Raw genomic sequence first — 17,551 nt, 5'->3', positions numbered from 1 at the left:
TTCGGGGGACTCTTCCCCTCGGGACAAGGGGGAGGAAGACGGTGCGGCCGTCGGCGCGGGGGTGCCGGCGGCCGCACCGCGTCGTTGCCGATACGCTAGAGACACGGGCCTCTAGCTCAGTCGGTAGAGCATCGGACTTTTAATCCGCGGGTCGTGGGTTCGAGCCCCACGGGGCCCACCCAATGTTCGATGTTCAAACCCGCGACACGAGCGGGTTGAGCATCGTCGCCTGCCTGTAGCCGCGCATCGAAGGCCAGCGCCTCCGCGTGGAGAGCGGGATCGAACAGCGTGTCGAAGGGCTCGCCGTGCTCTGCATCCACGGTGTCGGTGCTCTCGACCTCGTAGATGTTGATGCGCTCGAAGAACGCTTGGTTGGCGATGCGGCGCAGCGAATCATCGAGGCTCATGTAGATCGCGTGAGCATTGCCGGCCAGGGCCAGGCAGTCTTCCAGGTGGGCTTTGGCCTGGTCGTACTCGACTTCCCCCGCCTCGATGCGCGAGTCGAGGAACGCGAGCCGCCGGGAGAGGCGGTCTTGTTCCTCTTTGAGCAAGTCGAGCGGCACGGCTCCGGCGTGGTGGGCGTGCAGAAGGCTGCGGCGTTCGTCTCGGAGTTGGTCGCGTTCGGTCGTCAGCGTCCGTCGCTCCGCCTTACTCGCGGTGCGCAGGTCATCGAACTGGCGAGTGAGCATGTGCCGGAGCGCGGTGACGATGTGTTCGGGGATCTGCACTTGCCGGTAGTAGTCCTCAATCTTCTGCTCGATGTCGGCTACGGGCATCGCCTGCCGGATGCAGTTGGTGCGTTTGGAGTGCCGCCCGGCGCAGATGAAGTACGGGTAGACGTTGCCGTGCCGGTTCTTGGCATGGGTAACCATGAGCCGGGAGCCGCAGTCGCCGCAGTAGATCGTGCCTTTCAGGTAGTGGTCGTGGGCCTGCGTCTTCTCCCCGGAGACCTGGTGAGCGGTGAGTACGTTCTGCACCCGGTACCACCTCTCGGGGCTGACGAGCGGCTCGTGCAGACCGTCGTAGGAGGCGCCACGGAAGATCACGTCGCCTTTGTAGTACGGGTTCGACAGCATCCGTTGGATCGTGGAGAGAGCGGGCGGCTTCGCGGGGCGCTTCGGAGTCGGCACGGTCGTCAGCCCGCGGTCGATCAACTCCTCCCGCAAGGTGATGGTCGAGTAGTTCCCACTCGCGTATGCCTCGAACGCCCACTTGACGAGCGCGGCGCGGTCAGGGTCTGGCTCAACGGTGGGCACGTCGCGACCCAGCTCGTCGCGTCTGTGGACGTTGAGGTAGCCGAGGGGTGCGCGGGCAACCGTGCCACCGGTGGCCGCCTTCTGCGTCATGCCTTTGGCGACCTCACTGGCGAGGTTGCGAGAGTAGAACTCTGCGATCGTGGACATGATGCCGTGCAATAGCATCCCCGAAGGCGTCTCATCAATGTTCTCCGTGGCCGAGACGAGCATCACCCCGGCCTCCCTGAGTGCGAGGTGGATCGCTACGTCGTCGGCGCGGTTGCGGGCAAGCCGGTCGACCTTGTGGACGATGCAGTATGCGACATGGTGGGTCTTTACGTACTCGATCATCCGTATCAGCTCGGGCCGGTCGGCCTTGCGTGCGGACTCGCCCGCGTCGATGAACTCCTCTACGACGATCGCGTTGAGGTCACGGGCTTTGCGCAGATTCGCGTCACGCTGGGCTGGGATCGAGAAGCCCTCATTGCGGCCTCCGCGCTCTGCCTGTTCCTTGGTGGAGACGCGCAGATAGGAGACGGCGAGCGTCGTGGTCTCGCCCAAGCGGTCAAGGCTCGTAGGCGGTGCCGGAGGTGCCAGGGTCATGAGTCGTGTTTCCTCTCACCAAAGGTGGGAGCCAGCACGACGGCGAAGCGTCATGCAGTGCGACTCGTAATCGGAAACACGACCAGCAGCCGGAAGGGCCGCAGGTAAGCCACGAAGGCAACAGGACCGCGCACCCAGCCCGCTTATACGGACTGTGGCGATGTGCTTTCATTCTACCTCGCTACCGCCTTCGGGCTCGGATTCGTTGAGTTCGTCCGGCGATCGCTCTTCACCGCGTCTGCCGTTGAGTTCCGCCCGTGCGACGGCCATGCCGAGAAAGACCTGCGCGAGCTTGTGCAACTCGGGCAACTGCCGGGGCACCGCCTCGACTCGGTAGTCACGTTCTCGCGCCCGCCGACTACGCCGCTGTCGGGTCATGACAGCTCGCCGGTCCGCGGATCGAGGCCCGCGTAGAACTCGTCCTCAGCCTGGCGGCGTGCGGCGACATCATCGAGGACGAACTGCACGAAGTCCTCGTCGCGGTTGGCGATGATCCGGTCCTCAACGGGCTGGGTGGCGTCCTCGCCCGGCCACGCGGTCTGTCGGGTGGGGCGATCGCGATCCAGGCGGGTGCCGCAGGCGGCGACCCAATCGCGCAGCCGTTGGCGGGCGTCAGCGAAATCGCGATGCCAGCCCAGCGGGGCCGAGCCATTCTGCTCGGGGTCGTAGGCGCACAGCCAGTGCAGGTGCAGCGCGCTGAGTTCCCACACGACCTCGGGATGCCGGTGCCAGAACGGCGGGATCACGGAAGCCGGGAGACCGTAGGTTCGGCGCAGCCAGTTGACCCACTTGTTGAGCTCCAGCCACTCGGCCTCGGCCTCCTCGGCGTTGAGCAGGTTCCAGTTGATCGGGTGAGGCGGTTCGGGCAGCAGTGACCCTTCCGCGTCCTCAGGTTCGTCGCCCGGTTCGGGCTCGTCCGGCTCGGGGACGGAGTCGTAATCACTCACGATCGACGTCTCCTTGTCACATCCCGAGCGCCGGTGCGGCCCTCGTCTGCCCAACAGGGGCTTCATGCACAGCAGCGATTTGGGAACGACGGGTTCGGTCGACTTCGTAGCTGGTACGGGCGAGGTCGTGGCCGAGCTTCTTGGCGACGAACTCCTCCGCGCGGATGTTCTGACCACCCGGCTCGACGCGGTCGTACTCGCGGATGTAGCCCTCGGCGATGAACTTGTCGCCCTTGGCGAACCTGGCGTGGGCGCGCTCCGCGGTCTTCTTGAAAGCCACGAGGTCGTGGAAGGTCGTCTCGGTCTGAGTGAACGACCCGTCGGATTCCTTGCGGTAATGCTCCTGGCCGATCTTGGCGTAGAAGCGTGCGTCGCCTTGCTCTGTATACCTGAGCTGCGGGTCGGACGCGATGAACCCCGAGACCGACTCCTGCGTGTGGATAGCCATCGGACTGTCCCCTTCTGACATCGACGGCGGCCTCACGGTGAAGTCGCCCTGCCAGACAGGTGCGTCCGCGTTCTCCTACGGTCGGCGCTCCAACAGGGCCTCGATGTCCGCACGGTTGGCGCGGAGTAGCGCGGCGTCCGGGCGGGCCGTCCATGCCCTCAGACGGGTCACAATGGGCGCGGCGGAGCGCAGCAGCACGAGCGCGGTGCCGAACGGGAGGGTTCGGATGGCGTCGGGCGGCATGATCGGCACCCGGCGGATCGAGCGCTGTGCGGAGCGGGAGCCGTGGTCGCCGACTGTGGTGGAGTCGGTCAGCTCATCGCGCTCGCCGATGAGAGTGGTGAGGTCGTGGAGGTCCTTGGAGTTCGAGGCGCCGCCCAGGATGACCTTGACGATTGAGGCGTCCCAGATCGCTCCCGCGGCGTTCTCCGACCACTTCTCCCTAGCTTGGGCGAGCGATTGGAGCACAGGCATCGTGGTGATGCCGGTGCCCCCTCCCTCGGACATCAGCGTCGGCAACGACGGCAAGGGTGCGAGGTTCCCGACCTCATCCAATGCGAGGAGGAGCGGCGGGTCGAGCCTGGCACTAGGGCTGGTTGCGGCGATGTGCCGGGCGGCTTCCACGAGGTCTTCCACGAACGCGGCGACCAGCGCGGCGGAGTTGTTCGCTCCCGCTCCGGTCGCCAGCAGGTACAGGGTTCCCTTGGCTCGCAGGAACGCTTCGGGGTCGAAGTCCTCGCCCTCGCGTGGGCTCACCGCGTCGAGCACGCGGGGGTCCGCGAGTGCGGCGAGCGCGAGCGACACGCCTTGCCAGATGGAGTCGCGGGTCCTGGGGTCGGACTCGATCATCGCCTGCAGCGAGTCGGCCCACCCGACTGCGGCGTGGGGGTTCGCGGTGAGGATCGCCACGGCCTCGGCGGCGACGGAGGGGTCGAGGGTCCACCGGAATAGCTCGGCTGGGCCGCGGTGGTCGAGTGCTGCGGCGTGGAGCAGGGCTTGAAGGGCGCTCCTGGTCTTGCCTTCCCAGAACCCGCCGCCCTCGACCCCGCCTGCTGAGAGCCCGGTGCCGGCAGCGAGGCCGGCCGCGCGGATCATCGCGGTCAGCGGGTCTTCGCATCCGCGGATGGGTGACCAGCGCAGCCCTGCGGGTACGCCTTCGGCCAGGTGTTGTGGGTCGAAGACGGCGACGGGTCCGATCTTCTGCCGGGCGCGGAGGGTCGCGGTGAGGTTGTCGGGCCGGGTGCTGGTGGTCACGACCGCGCCTGGTGCGTCGAGGATCATGTTGATGACGATGCCGACACCTTTGCCGCTGCGGGGCGGGCCGAGCAGGAGTATCGAGTCCTCGACCGACGCCCAGACCCCGTGCCCGCGGGAGGTGCCGATCCAGTATCCGACGTCCTTCGGGGTCGGCTTGTCGAGTGTGGGCCGCAGATGTTGCGCGCGGCGCAGCAGCGCCTTCTCCGACGCCGCCGCGGCGACCTCGGTCCGGGTGGCGATCCCGGCGATGCGGTATGGGTCGGCCTTCACCTGACGGCCGTGCTCATGGACGGCGCCCCACACCCACCAGCCGAGCGCGCCGGTTCCGACGATGAGGACGGCGGCGGTGATCCAGTAGGCGGCGGCGTTCAGCCCGGGCGCGGCGAGTGGCACTGCCGGGTCGCCGGCGTGGAGCAGGACGCCGAGGCCGGCTTCGATGCCGCCGGCGGGTTGGGTCGTGCCGGTGATCCAGGCGGCGAGCGACCCAGCGCCGCGGAGGATGCCGGCGAGGATCGCGGCCGCGATCAGGAGACCGATGCCGAGGTTGGTCAGCTCGTCTCCGAGCGGCCCGGCCGGGCGCGGGGTGCTCACTCGGGATGCCCGATCGCCAGCGTCCCGGAGACCCGGCCGAGCAGGATGACCTCGCGGGTCGGGCTGGTCGCGGCTTGTTCCGCGGTGAGCAGGCCGCGCATCGTGCCGTCCGGGGCGGCGTCGCCGTGGGCGACGACGATGGCGACCGCCACGTCCTCCCCAGGAACGAACCCCTCGCCGTGCAGCATGACGAGCTCGGGAATGCCAGTCGCGCGCTCCTCCGCCATCGGCATCAGCGTGGGATCTGGCTCGGGGCGTCGCCGCCGGCCGGGCGTGACGATGTCGGTGAACACGGTGCCGTCCGCCTCCCGGACCTCGACCCGCACGGGTGAGCGGCGCCGGCCGGTGATCTCGTCGAGCACCTGCGCGAACGCATCCCGCCGCCAGGGCGGGGCGAACGGCGGCGGCTGGTGGGGTAAGCCGTCGATGGTGACGGTCATCGTGCCGTCCTCAGCGACGCCCATGACGACGTGCGGCAGGACGACCGGCACCTCCGAGGCCACGGGGGTGCCGTCCTCGTCAGTGGTGCGCTTGTAGCGGGGGCGGTTCATGATGCGGCTGTTCCTTCCGTGCGGCAGAGGAGAGGTGCGCCCAGCCAAACCTGCCGAGGTGGGAGGACGGAGCTGTGACAGACGGGAAGGGCGCGCACCGGCCGGGGTGCGCGCCCTTCCCTGATCGGGGGCAGAGTGGTCAGTCCTCCTCGTTGTTGAGGAGGTCGTGGAACGCCTGGTCCTCCTCGCGGACGTAGCCGTTGCGTTCCCGGTAGATCGCCAGCCGGCGGCCGAACCAGAGGGTCAGCACCCCGGCGAGGAGGGGATGCCGCCGCCGATGCCGAACGGCAGCAGCCAGTCACCCGTTCCGGTGAACGCCAGCGTCGAAGGCAGCTCCGGAGTCGGCGTCGGGGCCGGGACTGCCGTGACCGCGGTGGTCTCGTTCGGCGCCCCACACAGGCCGCGGTGGATCACGGTGCCATCCGGGCCGTGCAGCGTCTCGATCCAGTAGTAGGTGCCGGCCTTCTCGAACTCGACATCCTCGGAGGTGTACTCGCCAGGTCCAGTGACAGAGTGAGCATCGGAGGTGAACGCCAGCTCGTCAGCGGTGCAGGTCGCCGTGTCGCCGTCCTGCCGGTAGGCCTCGAACTCGAGCGTCGTCCCTTCGGGCACGGTCCCGGTGACGGTCGCCGTGTCATGGGCGGGCCCGCCCAGGGTGACCGCCGTCGTGGCGACGGTGGTGAGGGTCAGCGCGGTTGGTTGCTCGGTGACGACGGTCGTCTCACCGGGCGCGCCGCAGGCGCCCTGTGCGAGCACGGTGCCGTCCTCGCCGTACAGGGTCTCGATCCAGTAGACGGTGCCGGCCTGGCCGGTCCTCGTCTGCCCGGAGGAGTACACGCCGGCCTGGGTGACCGGGGTCGGATCGGACTCATAGAAGGGCGTCTCGCACACCGGCGTCGTGTCGGCGGGTTCGGGGCCGTAGGCGCGGAACACCAGGGTCGCGCCGCCGGGGATCGTGCCCTGCACGAGCGCGGTGTCCGCGAACGGCTGCCCGGTCAGCGCGGCCGGGGTCGCCTGCGCGATGACCGTGACCGGCAGCGGGGTCTCCGGGGTCGGCGGGACGAAGAACCGTTCGAGCACGTCCGCCGGCGAGGAGCGGTACGGCTGCACCCGGTCGTCGCCGGGGAAGGTGGTGACGAGGACGTAGTAGCCGGGCTCGGTCGGGGTGATCCGGTCGGCGTCGGTGTAGCCGAGCCGGTAGACCCCGTTCCGGGCGGGCGTAGTGATCGTCGCCAGCACCGGCGCGCCGGACAGGTCGAGGGTGTCGGTGAGCACCGCATCATCCGTGAACGGCCCGTAGACGGTGTGGGTGAGCTCGGGTGCGTCGGCCTGCCAGTACCCGTCGCCGGCGAAGTCGCCGTAGTTCGCGGGGAACCCGGTGACGGTCACGGTGTCGAACGCGCGCCCGCCGTCGTGGACGTTGTACTCGCGCATCAGCGAGGTCGTCGTGAGCGGCCACCGCACAGAGCTCGTCTCGACCGGGACGCCGTACTGGTCGCTCCAGTCGGCGGCGAGGTAGTCGCGCACATCCGCCGGCTGCGTGGCCCTGTGCATCTGCCACACCCAGGTCACGAACCCGCCAGTCGGGGCGAGGACTTCGGGCGAGGTGTAGACGCCCGGCCGTCCGCCGTGATCGTGACGGCGCCCAGCGGCACCGCTCCGGATGGCACGGCCGCACCGCGGCCGGGTGGGAGGGTTCCGGGCACCTGATAGGCGGTGCCCTCGAACACGACAGGGATGAACGCCCCGTCGCGCTTGAGCCACGCCCCGTTCGAGCTTGTGACCGTGATCGTGTCGGTCAGCGTCTCGCCCGGCACGGCCAGGTGCTGGTCGGCCTTGGAGACCGCTTCGGGCTGGAACGGCACGACGCTGGTCTCCGCGACCCGCCCGAACCGGTCGGTGAACGAATCGGTCAGGTACTTGGCCGTCTCGCCCTGGGCGTTCTTGTCGATCGCCCACACCCAGGTGTAGAAGCCCGACTCCGGGGCGGTGATCGTGCCGGGCGAAATGTAGGAGCCCGCACCGGTCAGCGTGACCGTCTCGGTCCCCGCGACCGGCGCGCCGGTCGGCGGGGCGTCGGCCTCGGCCGGCTGCTCATCGAACGGCCCGTACATGGTTCCGGTCGCGGTGATCGGGACCGGGCTCCCGCCGATCTTGATCCAGGTGCCTTTGGTCACCGTGACGGCCAGCTCGTCCGCGAAGGCGTCGCCCTCCACCACGAATCGGGAGGAGACCTGCGTGGTCGCCTCGGGCTGGAAGTCCAGGTCGATCATCGGGGTCTGCGCCTGCGCTGAGAGGCCGGTCGAGGTGCCGGCGACCGCGGCGATGGTCCGCTGCGAGTCCGGCGTCGTGTAGAGGTCGACCGCCGCGCCGTATCCGGCGGCGGCGACGCTCATGGACGCTTCGATGCGGTACGAGGCTGTGCCGTCCTGCGGGGTGCCGGTCACGGCGTACTGGCCCGCGCCCAGGGTGCGGGAGGAGCCGCCGCCGGTGAACACGCCGCCGGTGAGAGTCGCGGTGCCCTGCAAGGACGTCGGGTTGGCCTGCACGGTCAGCGTCCCCGCGTACTGGTCGGCCATCGACAGCGCGACCGACAGCGAAGGGTCGGTGACTGCGTTCACGGAGGCTTCCTGCCGCATCACCGCGAGGTTGCCGAGGATCGTGCCGCGTGCGCCGGCCGGGGCGCGGCCCACGTAGTAGTCGTCTCCCGACATGCCGTGGCTGTTGTAGACGCCCGGATCGGCCACCGACCACACGAACAGGGCGACCGCGGAGGTGAGGTTCGGATCTCCCGACTGCCCCCAGCGGTCGAGGACATAGTTGAGCTGCGCGAGGTCCTGGCGGGAGAGGGAATCCAGCGAGGTCACGGTCTGCGGTCCCGAGGTCGGCCCGAACGGGCGTTGGCGCCGAGGTCGATGCTGTACGCCTGCCGTCCATCGACGTTGGTGCTGTACGCGCCGAGGAACCCCAGCCCCTCGTCGTAGCCGACACCGTGGCTGCCCGCATGGGCGGGCAGGGCGCCGAAGACGAGGGAGCTGACCGCGACGAGCACCGCAATCAGAACCGACGCGGCACGGCGCCATGTCCTGCCCGGCGGGCGCATCTGGTTCGGGGGCGGGCTGACGGTCGTCGCAGACATGGCATGTCCTCCTGGCTCGGTGCGAGTGGACGGCAGTAGAGCCGTCCAGCCAGGAGGTGCGCCGGGCGCCCCCAGCCGGCAGTGAGGACTGACGGCCTGTCCCAACTGCCGTGAGTTCGTTGGTGGAGGTGCGCGTCGCATTGGCCCATGTCAGGAGGTGCGTGGGCCCTATCGTCAGTCTTGCGGCGTCCGATCGTTCTTCGGGAATTCGTGACCGATTCGCGGGAATCGTGTCGATGCGTCTGGATTCGTGAACCCGCGGGCAAGAATCCTGTGAAATAATCTGCGCATGGATGCAGATAAGCGAGTATGCGGGCTTGATCCGGACAGTCAGTTCGTGGAGCTGGCCGTCGAGGTCTTCGCCATGCTCGCGGACGCGACGCGCGTACGGATTGTCCTCGCGTTGCGCGCGGCGGGAGAACTGCCCGTAAACCAGCTCGCCGAAACCGTCGAAAAGACTCCGGCCGCAGTCTCGCAGCATCTGGCGAAGCTGCGCCTGGCGCGGATCGTCGCGACCCGACAGGAGGGCCAGAGGGTGTTCTACCGGCTGGAGAATGAGCACGCCTCCCAGCTCGTCTCGGACGCGATCTTCCAGGCCGAGCACTCCCTCGGTGGCACGCCTCGCCACCACCACAGCCAGGAAGAGCAGGCATGACCGCCACGGTCCACGACCACGACCACGGTGCTGGTCACGACCACGAGCAGCCTCATCCTCCTGACGGCCACTCGCACTCGCATGGCGCTCACGGACACCTGCATCAGCACAGCGGCCACGGACACGAGCACCCGACCGGATTCAGGGGTCTCCTCTACGGGATCTTCGTGCCGCACTCGCACGACGCGGCCGACTCGATCGACGACGCGATGGAGGCCAGCAAGGCGGGTGTGAGGGCGTTGAAGATCAGCCTCGTCGTTCTGCTGGTCACCACTGTCCTGCAGGGCATCATCGTCATGTTCTCCGGCTCGGTGGCGTTGCTGGCCGACACGATCCACAACTTCTCCGATGCCCTGACCGCGGTGCCGCTGTGGATCGCGTTCGTCCTCGGACGTCGGGTCGCGACCCGGCGCTACACCTACGGTTTCAACCGGGCCGAAGATCTTGCCGGCCTGTTCATCGTGTTCGTCGTCGTCCTGTCCGCGGTCGTTGCCGCGTGGCAGTCCATTGACCGCATCATCCACCCCCAGCCGCTGGAGAATGTCGGCTGGGTCATCGTCGCCGGCATCGTCGGATTCCTCGGCAACGAGGCGGTGGCGGTCTACCGCATCCGTGTCGGACGGAAGATCGGCTCCGCCGCCCTGGTCGCAGACGGCATCCACGCCCGCACCGACGGGTTCACCTCCCTCGCCGTCGTCCTCGGCGGCATCGGGGTGCTCCTCGGCTTCCCGCTGACAGACCCCATCGTCGGGCTCGTGATCTCGCTGATGATATTCGTCCTGCTCATCGGCACCATTCGATCCGTCGGACGTCGCCTGATGGACGGGGTGGAGCCTGAGCTGGTCGAACGCGCCGCGCACGCACTGGAGCATGTGCACGAGGTGCGCGGCATCGAACAAGTGCGCCTGCGCTGGGTGGGCCACCGCCTCCACGGCGACGCCACCATCCGCATCCCGGACGTCCCCTTGACCAAGGCGAACACCATCGCCGCTGAAGCCGAGGAATCCGTCAAACGACATTTACCCAACGTGGACGAGATGCACATCCGCACCCTCGCCACATCCCACACGAGTCCAGCAGAACTCACGACCTGAAGTGAACCAAGACCACTCGCACAGGAACAGCACCGTCGGCTTCCCGTCGACCTGAAGGCCGTCGACCTTGGCCAGGGCGCGCAGGCGTTGGCGGGCGAACTTCTCGGTCAGCAGCGGCAGGTAGTTCGCCACCGTCGCGCGCACCGCGAGCTCGGCGTAGGAGGAATGCAGAAACCGGTCGATCGTCTCCCGCCCGAACGTGCCCTCGAACTCCCGCGTCAATCGATCGGCACCCGAGGCGAGGGCCGCTTCCTGGTCGATCGTGATGCTGGCGTGCGGCTCGTGCTGTGACATCTTCGTCATCCTTTCGCAGTGGTGGTCAGCCTCGGGGCGAGGCTCTGGATGCGGGCGGCAATGTCCTCGAACGCGGCATCGAATGCCGCCTCGCTGCCGTCGCGCACCGGGTCGGGCACCGACCAGTGCAGCCGGCCGGTACGGCCAAGTTCTTCGTGGGCGGTGTCGCAGACGGTGATCACGTAGTCGTCTGCCTCCAGCACCTGGTCCAATCCCTGAGGTTGGGAGGCGCGGAGGGTAAGGCCGTGCCGGTCGGCGGCGGCGATCGCGCCAGGCTCGATCGCGTCGGCCGGGTGCGTGCCCGCCGAGGCCACCGGGATCTCGCTGGCATCGTGCCAGAGCGCGGCGGCGAGCTGCGAGCGGGCAGAGTTTCCGGTGCAGACGAACACCACCCGGCGCACCCCGACCGCCGGCGACGGAATAAGCCCGTCGAACGCGCCAGGAGCGAGATGCAGGTAGGTGCGGCGCCGATCGGCCTCCGAGCGGGTGCGCACCAGCATCCCCTCCCGCTCCAGCAGGTTCAGATGGTGCGCGAGCAGGCTGGAGGAGATACCCAGCTCCGTCTGCAGCTCAACGGGGGCGACGTCGCCCAGGGTGAGCAGGTCGATGATCCGCAGCCGCACCGGATCGGCCAGCGCCGCATACCGCGCCGCCCGCCCTACAAGGTCAGTTCTCTCAAAGTTCATTACCTCAATCTTGACTGAGCGATCTATCCGCGTCAAGATGATCCTGCAATGAACACCACGCCGACACCCCACCCTGACGCTGCGCCCTTGTGGCGGCGTGCTGCCGCCGAGCTGATCGGCACCGGCCTGCTCGTGACCGTCGTGGTCGGCTCCGGCATCGCCGCGCAGCGTCTCTCGCCGGGCGACGTGGGTCTGCAACTGCTGGAGAACTCCCTGGCGACAGCACTTGGCCTGACCGTGCTCATCCTGATCTTCCAGACCCTCAGCGGCGCACACTTCAACCCCGTCGTCACGCTCGCTGACCGTCTCCTCGGCACCCGCCACCGCCCGACAGAGATCACCGCCTACCTGCTCGCCCAGATCGTCGGCAGCATCGGCGGCGCGATCCTCGCGAACCTCATGTTCGACACCTCGACGACGATCTCTGCGACCGACCGCCTCTCGACCGGGCATCCGCTCGGTGAGGTCGTCGCCACTGCGGGGCTGGTGCTGCTGATCTTCGCCCTCGCCCGCACCGGCCGGTCCGCGATCGTCGCCCCCGCCGTCGGCGCCTACATCGGTGCCGCCTACTGGTTCACGTCCTCGACCTCGTTCGCCAACCCCGCGGTGACGCTCGGCCGGGTCTTCACCGACACCTTCGCCGGCATCGCCCCGGCCTCCGCGCTGTGGTTCATCGCCGCGCAACTCATCGGCGCCGCTTTCGGCATCGTCCTCGTTCTTCTGCTCTTCCCGAATCGAAAGGTCCACGCATGACTCACCTGATCGCCATCGGCGGCTCCGACGCCGGCATATCCGCCGCCCTCCGCGCCCGCGAACTCGACCCCGCAACCGATGTCACGGTCGTCGTCGCGGACGAGTATCCGAACTTCTCCATCTGCGGCATCCCCTACTACTTCACCGGCGATGTCGCCCCTTGGCAGTCGCTAGCGCACCGCACCGCTGCTGATCTGGAGGCCACGGGCATGAACCTGCGGTTGAACACCTTCGCCACGTCGATCGATGTCGCCGGGCAGCGCCTGGAGGTTCGCACTCCGGATGGCAGCACCGAGCAGATCGCCTATGACGAGCTCATCGTCGGCACCGGCGCCCTCCCATCACACGCTGGCATCACCGGCCTCGAACAGCTCACGGCCGCTGACGGGGTGCATGTCATCCACTCGATGGGCGACACCTTCGCCCTGGACCACGACCTGACTGCACGGCAACCGCAGTCGGCGATCATCGTCGGCGCCGGCTACGTTGGACTGGAGATGGCCGAGGCCTTCATCGCCCGCGGCATGACCGTCACCCAGCTTCAGCGCGGCCCCGAAGTCCTCTCCACCCTCGACCCAGAACTCGGCAGCCACGTGCGCGCCGAGCTGGAATCCCACGGCGTCGAGGTCGTGCTGAACACGACCGTCGCAGCCGGCGAGAAGACCGCCGGCGGTATCACCGTCACCGGCCGCCGCGACGGCCAGCCGTACTCGGCGATCGCCGAGCTCGTGCTCGTCGTCGTCGGTGTGCGCCCCAACACCGAGCTCCTCGAACGCGCGGGCGCATCGCTCGGTGCAGGCCGTGCGGTCGTCGTCGACGAGCACATGGCGACCGGCCTGCCGCACGTCTGGTCCGCCGGCGACGGCATCATCACCCACCACCGCCTCCTCGGCCAGACCTACCTCCCACTCGGCACGACCTCACACAAGCAAGGCCGCATCGCCGGCGAGAACGCCCTCGGCGGGACCGCCCGCTTCGCCGGCTCCATCGGCACCCAGGCCGTCAAAGTCTTCGACCTCGTCGCCGGACGCACCGGCCTCAAGCAGAGCGAAGCCGAGCACGCCGGACTCACAGCTGCAACCGTGCAGTCGGCCGCGGACGACCACAAGCGCTACTACCCGGGCGCGCACCCGATCCACTTCCGCATCACCGGCGACTCGACCGATGGGCGGCTCTTGGGCGCCCAGCTCGTCGGCCGCTACGGCACAGAGGTCTCCAAGCGCGTCGACACCTACGCGACCGCGATCTACGCCGGCCTCACCGTGGCGCAGCTCTCCGAACTCGACCTCGCCTACACGCCTCCGCTCGGCTCCCCGTGGGACGCCGTCCAAGTCGCGGCCCAAGCGTGGGAGGCCGCGCGACGCCTCAGCCCGATAAGCGCATGAAACGCGACCCGCGAACTCACCCACACTGAAATAGGTGCCGACGCCGTAGGTTCCGGGCCTATCCGGCTTCAGAGTTCGTGAACCTACGGGAGTTTCCCGGTCATGCGGCTGGTGGTGTCGAAGGTGGCGAGCTCGGCGGGGTGGAGTTGGTGCTGGACGACGAAGCTGCGGTCCTTGATCCGCCAGAGCCCTTGCCCGGTGCCGAGTGTCGGAAGTAGCTTCTGCTCCGTCCCGGTCAGCCCGAGTGCGGTCGCGGTCGAACCCAACTGGTCCGGTTCCTGCCGGTAGACGATCCTGGTCTCCGCGTTCGCGAGCAGCGACGACGCGAGTGCGCGCATGGCCGAGCCCTGATCGCCGACGTTGTCCAGATCGGACAGCTTGTGGAAGATCAGCATGTTCGCGATGCCGTAGTGCCGGGCCAGGCGCCATTGGGCGTCCATCCGCCGCAGTAGGGACGGGTATTGCATCAGTCTCCATGCCTCGTCGTAGATCACCCATCGCTGGCCTCCGTCGGGGTCGGCCAGGGCCGACTCCATCCAGGCAGAGGAGCAGGTCATCAGTACGGAGATCAGCGTGGAGTTCTCGGCTACTCGGGACAGGTCGAGAGTGACCATCGGCAGCGAGGGGTCGAACCGCACCGTGCTCGGCCCGTCGAACAAGCCCTGTAGATCACCGGCCACGAGCCGGCGCAGCGCGTGACCGACGAGGCGGCCATCCTCTGCGAGCCGGCCGTCTTCGTCATCGGCGGGGTTCGGGGCGAGCACCCGGTCCACGACCATCGGCAGGATCGGCACCTCTGAAGATCGCACGGCGTCGCGCAGTGCGAGGTCGATGGCGGTGTGCTCCAACGGGGAGAGGGGTCGGTCCAGCACGGTCTCCGCGAGCGCGCCGATGAGGTCGCGGCGGCGTGCGGCGACCTGCAACGCCCATTCGGCATCCGACACGGACGAAGGTCGGTGGCCTTCGTCGAGGGGGTTGAGCCGGTTGCGTAGGCCATGCCCGAGCACGATTGCCCGCCCGCCTACCGCTTCGGCGACGGCGGTGTGCTCGCCCTTGGGGTCGCCGGGGATGTAGACGCGGCGGCCGAACGGCAGGGACCGGGTGTAGAGCGACTTCGCTAGGCTCGACTTGCCCGAGCCGACGATCCCGGCCAGCACCACGTTCGGGGCGGTGATCGCCCCGCGCCGGTAGAGCTCCCACGGGTCGTAGACGAACGATCCGCCGCTGAACAGGTCCTGCCCGACGAACACGCCATGGCTTCCCAGGCCCGCTTCGGCCAGGAACGGGTACTGGCCGGCGAGGGTCGCGGAAGTGTCCTGATGCTTCGGCAGCCGGAACCGGCCGGGCGTGCGCAGCATCGCCGGCCCTGGCTCCCCGGCGGCGGGCAGGTAGGTCGCGGCCTGCCGTTCGGCCTGCTCAGCGTCCCAGCGGGCTTTCGCGGCGTCCCGGTGGGCTTGCCGTGCCTCGGCCTCCACCCGCGCGACGGCCTTCCGGCGCGCCTTGCGGTGACGGCGACGTTCGCCCTCCGGGCCGACCAGGACACTGGTGTGCAGGCGCCCTTCCTCGCCGCTCACAGCGACAGCCCCCTGCCCGGCCGGGGCAGGCCCGGAGCCCGCTCGAACCAGCCGGTGCGGGCATCCGTCCGCTGCCGGGCATTGGCCGGTATCGGGTGCAGGTTCTCGATGCCGATCAGTGCAGGGTCGGGCAGGGCGTCGTACTCGCGAAGCAGGGAGACGTGCCCGAGGAACGGGCTGTAGGTCAACGTGTAGGCGTCCTTGCTCGCCGCCCGGTCCAGCGCTCCGCGTGGCGGAGCGTCGTAGACGTACCCGTTGGCGAGGGCCGCCTGCGTGGTCTCCTCGCCGAAATCGTGCCCGGCCAGATGCTCGATTGCGGCATCCGTGCCCTCCTTGGCGATGAGGTCCAGCACCGTGTCGGCCTCCTCGCTCTGGAGGAACACGACACTGATCCACCGCGGCCTCGGCGTGCCGACCTGAGCCGCCGTGCTCGGCGGGAGTGCGTTGCCGGGTCCGGCCGGGTGCCGGGCGATGCGGCCGGAGTGCTGGGAGGCGGCGTCGAGCCGCCGTTCCACGGTGTCCAGCAGCGAGGCGGCCTGGTGCAGCTCGTCCGCGGCGGCGAGAGCCGATGTCGCGCCGGCGGCCCGGCTGCCGGCGTCGTCGCGAGCCTGGGCGCTGTGGCCGAGGTGAACGGCGGCGACCTGGTCGAGCACCTGCCGCAGCGACCGGACCCCGTAAAGCAGATCGCCGATCACCGGGTAGGTGTCGGCCGGGCTGTCAAAAACGCGGGTCGCGTGGGCGAGGCCGCGCAGCGCGGCCGACGCCTCGGCGGCGTCCTTCACCGGGTCATCGAAGGTCGGCATGGTCAGGGCTCCTCACACATCCGGGACGGGTTTGCCTGGAAGGTGCGCCGCCGGGTTCAAACGGTGCAGCTCAGACGTTCCGGCACAGCGGCAGCGCCGCGGCGGTGAACGCCTGGGCTTGCTGGCCGACGAGCCGGCGGGTCTCGCAGGACGCTTGGATGGCGGCCTGCTCGATCGCAGCCACGGCCGCGTCGAGCTCCTCTGCGGTCGGCGCGGAGACGGAGACGAGACCGGTGACGCGCAGGACGCCGTGCCCGGCGGTCAGGTCGGCCTCCTGCTGGAGCACATCGCCGAGCTCAGCGGAGGCGGAGGCGTCCTCGACCTGCCCGATGCGGCGGCGCTGGGCGGCATCGGAGATGAGCTCGGTCTTCTTCTTCCGCAGGTCCCGTGCGGCCTGGTCGGCACGTACCGGGGTGTAGTGCAGGGCGAGGACTCGCAGGATGCCGTTGGACAGCACCAGCGGGGCCAGGAAGCCGGGATAGACCTGCGACCTCGGCCACTCCGTCACCCACAGCACCGCGTGGAACGCAGAATCGGAGCGCAGCCGCTCCCAGGTCTCGGTGACCGCAACCGGCCCGGCCGTGGCGAGGTCACGGCCCAGCGCACCGTGGCGTTCCAGCGCGGGAGCTGCGGCAGGGTCGTAGGCCGAGCGGAGGATGACCGCGACCTCGCCGGGCGTGAGCCACCCGGTCGATGTGAGCTCCGCGGCGCGCAGCGCGGTCGTCAGCGTCGTCATCTCCTGTCTCAGCACCGCGGCGGCACCGCGCATCCCGCCGCCGGCGGTGCGGATCTGCCGGGCGGCGGCCTTCATGTCCAAGGCGAGGCTGATGGTCGTGGCGTGCCGCTCACCGGCGGGGCCGGCCCGGTCGATCAGTTCCTTGTAGGTGGTCGCAGCCCACGAGCCGTCGTCGGTGCCGTGGGTGCGCCACCACTCCGCAAGCCCTGTGCCGGAGTCGGGCAGGGTGCGCTCGGATACCTGGATGCGGGCGATGCGCCCGGAACGGCACGCGGAGGCCAGGACGCGGCCCCAGCCGGAGACGCGGCGCTGTTGCTCGCCGGGGTCCAGCAGGACGAAGGCGGGATGGGAGACGCCGAGGATGGCGGTGAGGGTCTGCGCGCGCGGGTCGTGGATCATCGCGGCCCCGGTCTCGGGGTCCTCCCATTCCCGCAAGGCGGCCGCGTCGCCGGGCAGGGCGAGCGTGCCCGCAGGGCGGGGTCGCACGATGCGGCGGCGGAAGAGGAGCTGGCCGAGGTAGGCCCGCCAGACCCAGCGGGCCATGATCGGTACCCACTCGACCACCTTGCGCCCGCCAGCCGGGACCACCGCGAGCAGCGCCGAGGCGCCCCACAGCGGCGAGGTCCACGCCAATCCCATGCCGCCTGCCGTGTAGAGGGCGGCGACGACGGTGAGGATCGCGAAGCCGAGGACGATGAGCTGCGGCAGCGACAGGCCGAGCAGAACACCACGGCGGGTGAGGCGGGAGAACTGCACCGGCGCAAGCGCATACCCGGTGCCCTGGTCGTGGGTGGTCATCG

17 protein-coding genes, 1 tRNA gene and 1 pseudogene are annotated in these 17,551 nt (G+C 69.2%); 5 read left to right on the top strand and 14 right to left on the bottom strand.

The window, feature by feature from the left end; all coding sequences use genetic code 11:
* Positions 1-105 precede the first annotated feature (105 nt).
* Positions 106-178, top strand: a tRNA-Lys gene (locus J0I43_RS15775).
* A gap of 616 nt (positions 179-794) precedes the next feature.
* Here the strand turns inward: J0I43_RS15775 and J0I43_RS16465 are convergent.
* The 9 genes and pseudogenes from J0I43_RS16465 to J0I43_RS15725 all read right to left on the bottom strand — a co-directional run.
* Positions 795-1,838 (bottom strand): annotated as a pseudogene (locus J0I43_RS16465) (recombinase family protein); the annotation flags it as partial.
* Positions 1,839-2,006: 168 nt separating this feature from the next.
* Positions 2,007-2,159, bottom strand: coding sequence for a hypothetical protein (locus J0I43_RS15760; protein WP_292866084.1), 153 nt, complete (start codon positions 2,157-2,159; stop codon positions 2,007-2,009).
* Between the two features lie 53 nt (positions 2,160-2,212).
* Positions 2,213-2,785 (bottom strand): hypothetical protein, encoded by a 573-nt coding sequence (locus J0I43_RS15755; protein ID WP_292866081.1) that lies wholly within the window; start codon positions 2,783-2,785, stop codon positions 2,213-2,215.
* A gap of 16 nt (positions 2,786-2,801) precedes the next feature.
* A complete protein-coding gene (locus tag J0I43_RS15750; protein WP_292866078.1) occupies positions 2,802-3,233 on the bottom strand; it encodes a single-stranded DNA-binding protein in 432 nt (143 codons plus the stop codon).
* Positions 3,234-3,308: 75 nt separating this feature from the next.
* On the bottom strand, positions 3,309-5,081 hold the full coding sequence (locus J0I43_RS15745) for a TraM recognition domain-containing protein (RefSeq protein WP_292866075.1): 1,773 nt from the start codon (positions 5,079-5,081) through the stop codon (positions 3,309-3,311).
* Entirely contained in the window at positions 5,078-5,632 is a 555-nt protein-coding gene (locus tag J0I43_RS15740) for a hypothetical protein (RefSeq protein ID WP_292866072.1), read from the bottom strand. The genes J0I43_RS15745 and J0I43_RS15740 overlap by 4 nt, the downstream gene beginning before the upstream one ends.
* A gap of 243 nt (positions 5,633-5,875) precedes the next feature.
* On the bottom strand, positions 5,876-7,186 hold the full coding sequence (locus tag J0I43_RS15735; RefSeq protein ID WP_292866069.1) for a hypothetical protein: 1,311 nt from the start codon (positions 7,184-7,186) through the stop codon (positions 5,876-5,878).
* Between the two features lie 14 nt (positions 7,187-7,200).
* Positions 7,201-8,499: a hypothetical protein gene (locus J0I43_RS15730; RefSeq protein WP_292866067.1), complete on the bottom strand. Its 1,299-nt coding sequence runs from the start codon at positions 8,497-8,499 to the stop codon at positions 7,201-7,203.
* A complete protein-coding gene (locus J0I43_RS15725; RefSeq protein ID WP_292866064.1) occupies positions 8,496-8,771 on the bottom strand; it encodes a hypothetical protein in 276 nt (91 codons plus the stop codon). The genes J0I43_RS15730 and J0I43_RS15725 overlap by 4 nt, the downstream gene beginning before the upstream one ends.
* A 289-nt stretch (positions 8,772-9,060) precedes the next feature.
* On the opposite strand from J0I43_RS15725, the gene J0I43_RS15720 reads away from it, so the two are divergent.
* Together J0I43_RS15720 and J0I43_RS15715 are read left to right on the top strand one after the other, a co-directional pair.
* A complete protein-coding gene (locus tag J0I43_RS15720; RefSeq protein WP_292866061.1) occupies positions 9,061-9,426 on the top strand; it encodes a metalloregulator ArsR/SmtB family transcription factor in 366 nt (121 codons plus the stop codon).
* The gene (locus J0I43_RS15715; protein WP_292866058.1) at positions 9,423-10,520 is read left to right on the top strand and encodes a cation diffusion facilitator family transporter; all 1,098 of its coding nucleotides are present in this window, start codon (positions 9,423-9,425) and stop codon (positions 10,518-10,520) included. The genes J0I43_RS15720 and J0I43_RS15715 overlap by 4 nt, the downstream gene beginning before the upstream one ends.
* On the opposite strand, the gene J0I43_RS15710 is transcribed toward J0I43_RS15715, so the two are convergent.
* Positions 10,446-10,814, bottom strand: a complete 369-nt coding sequence (locus tag J0I43_RS15710) for a three-helix bundle dimerization domain-containing protein (RefSeq protein WP_292866055.1) — start codon at positions 10,812-10,814, stop codon at positions 10,446-10,448. The genes J0I43_RS15715 and J0I43_RS15710 overlap by 75 nt on opposite strands.
* 5 nt (positions 10,815-10,819) lie before the next feature.
* Positions 10,820-11,500 carry a helix-turn-helix domain-containing protein gene (locus J0I43_RS15705; RefSeq protein ID WP_292866053.1) on the bottom strand — a complete coding sequence of 227 codons (681 nt, stop codon included), beginning with the start codon at positions 11,498-11,500 and terminating at the stop codon, positions 10,820-10,822.
* A 48-nt stretch (positions 11,501-11,548) separates the two neighbouring features.
* Between J0I43_RS15705 and J0I43_RS15700 the strand changes: the two genes are divergently transcribed.
* Together J0I43_RS15700 and J0I43_RS15695 are read left to right on the top strand one after the other, a co-directional pair.
* Positions 11,549-12,253, top strand: a complete 705-nt coding sequence (locus tag J0I43_RS15700) for an MIP/aquaporin family protein (protein WP_292866050.1) — start codon at positions 11,549-11,551, stop codon at positions 12,251-12,253.
* Complete coding sequence (locus J0I43_RS15695; RefSeq protein ID WP_292866047.1) at positions 12,250-13,638, top strand: FAD-dependent oxidoreductase; 1,389 nt, start codon at positions 12,250-12,252, stop codon at positions 13,636-13,638. The genes J0I43_RS15700 and J0I43_RS15695 overlap by 4 nt, the downstream gene beginning before the upstream one ends.
* Positions 13,639-13,721: 83 nt before the next feature.
* On the opposite strand, the gene J0I43_RS15690 is transcribed toward J0I43_RS15695, so the two are convergent.
* The 3 genes from J0I43_RS15690 to J0I43_RS15680 all read right to left on the bottom strand — a co-directional run bounded on the left by J0I43_RS15690 (position 13,722) and on the right by J0I43_RS15680 (position 17,549).
* A complete protein-coding gene (locus J0I43_RS15690) occupies positions 13,722-15,212 on the bottom strand; it encodes an ATP-binding protein (protein WP_292866045.1) in 1,491 nt (496 codons plus the stop codon).
* Entirely contained in the window at positions 15,209-16,015 is an 807-nt protein-coding gene (locus tag J0I43_RS15685) for a hypothetical protein (protein WP_292866042.1), read from the bottom strand. The genes J0I43_RS15690 and J0I43_RS15685 overlap by 4 nt, the downstream gene beginning before the upstream one ends.
* Positions 16,016-16,085: 70 nt before the next feature.
* Positions 16,086-17,549: an SCO6880 family protein gene (locus tag J0I43_RS15680; protein ID WP_292866039.1), complete on the bottom strand. Its 1,464-nt coding sequence runs from the start codon at positions 17,547-17,549 to the stop codon at positions 16,086-16,088.
* Positions 17,550-17,551 lie beyond the last annotated feature (2 nt).

Source organism: Microbacterium sp. (assembly GCF_017305435.1).
Lineage (GTDB): Bacteria > Actinomycetota > Actinomycetes > Actinomycetales > Microbacteriaceae > Microbacterium.
The sequence above is the reverse complement of the archived record's forward strand: the minus strand, read 5'-3'. Positions and strand labels throughout refer to the sequence as shown.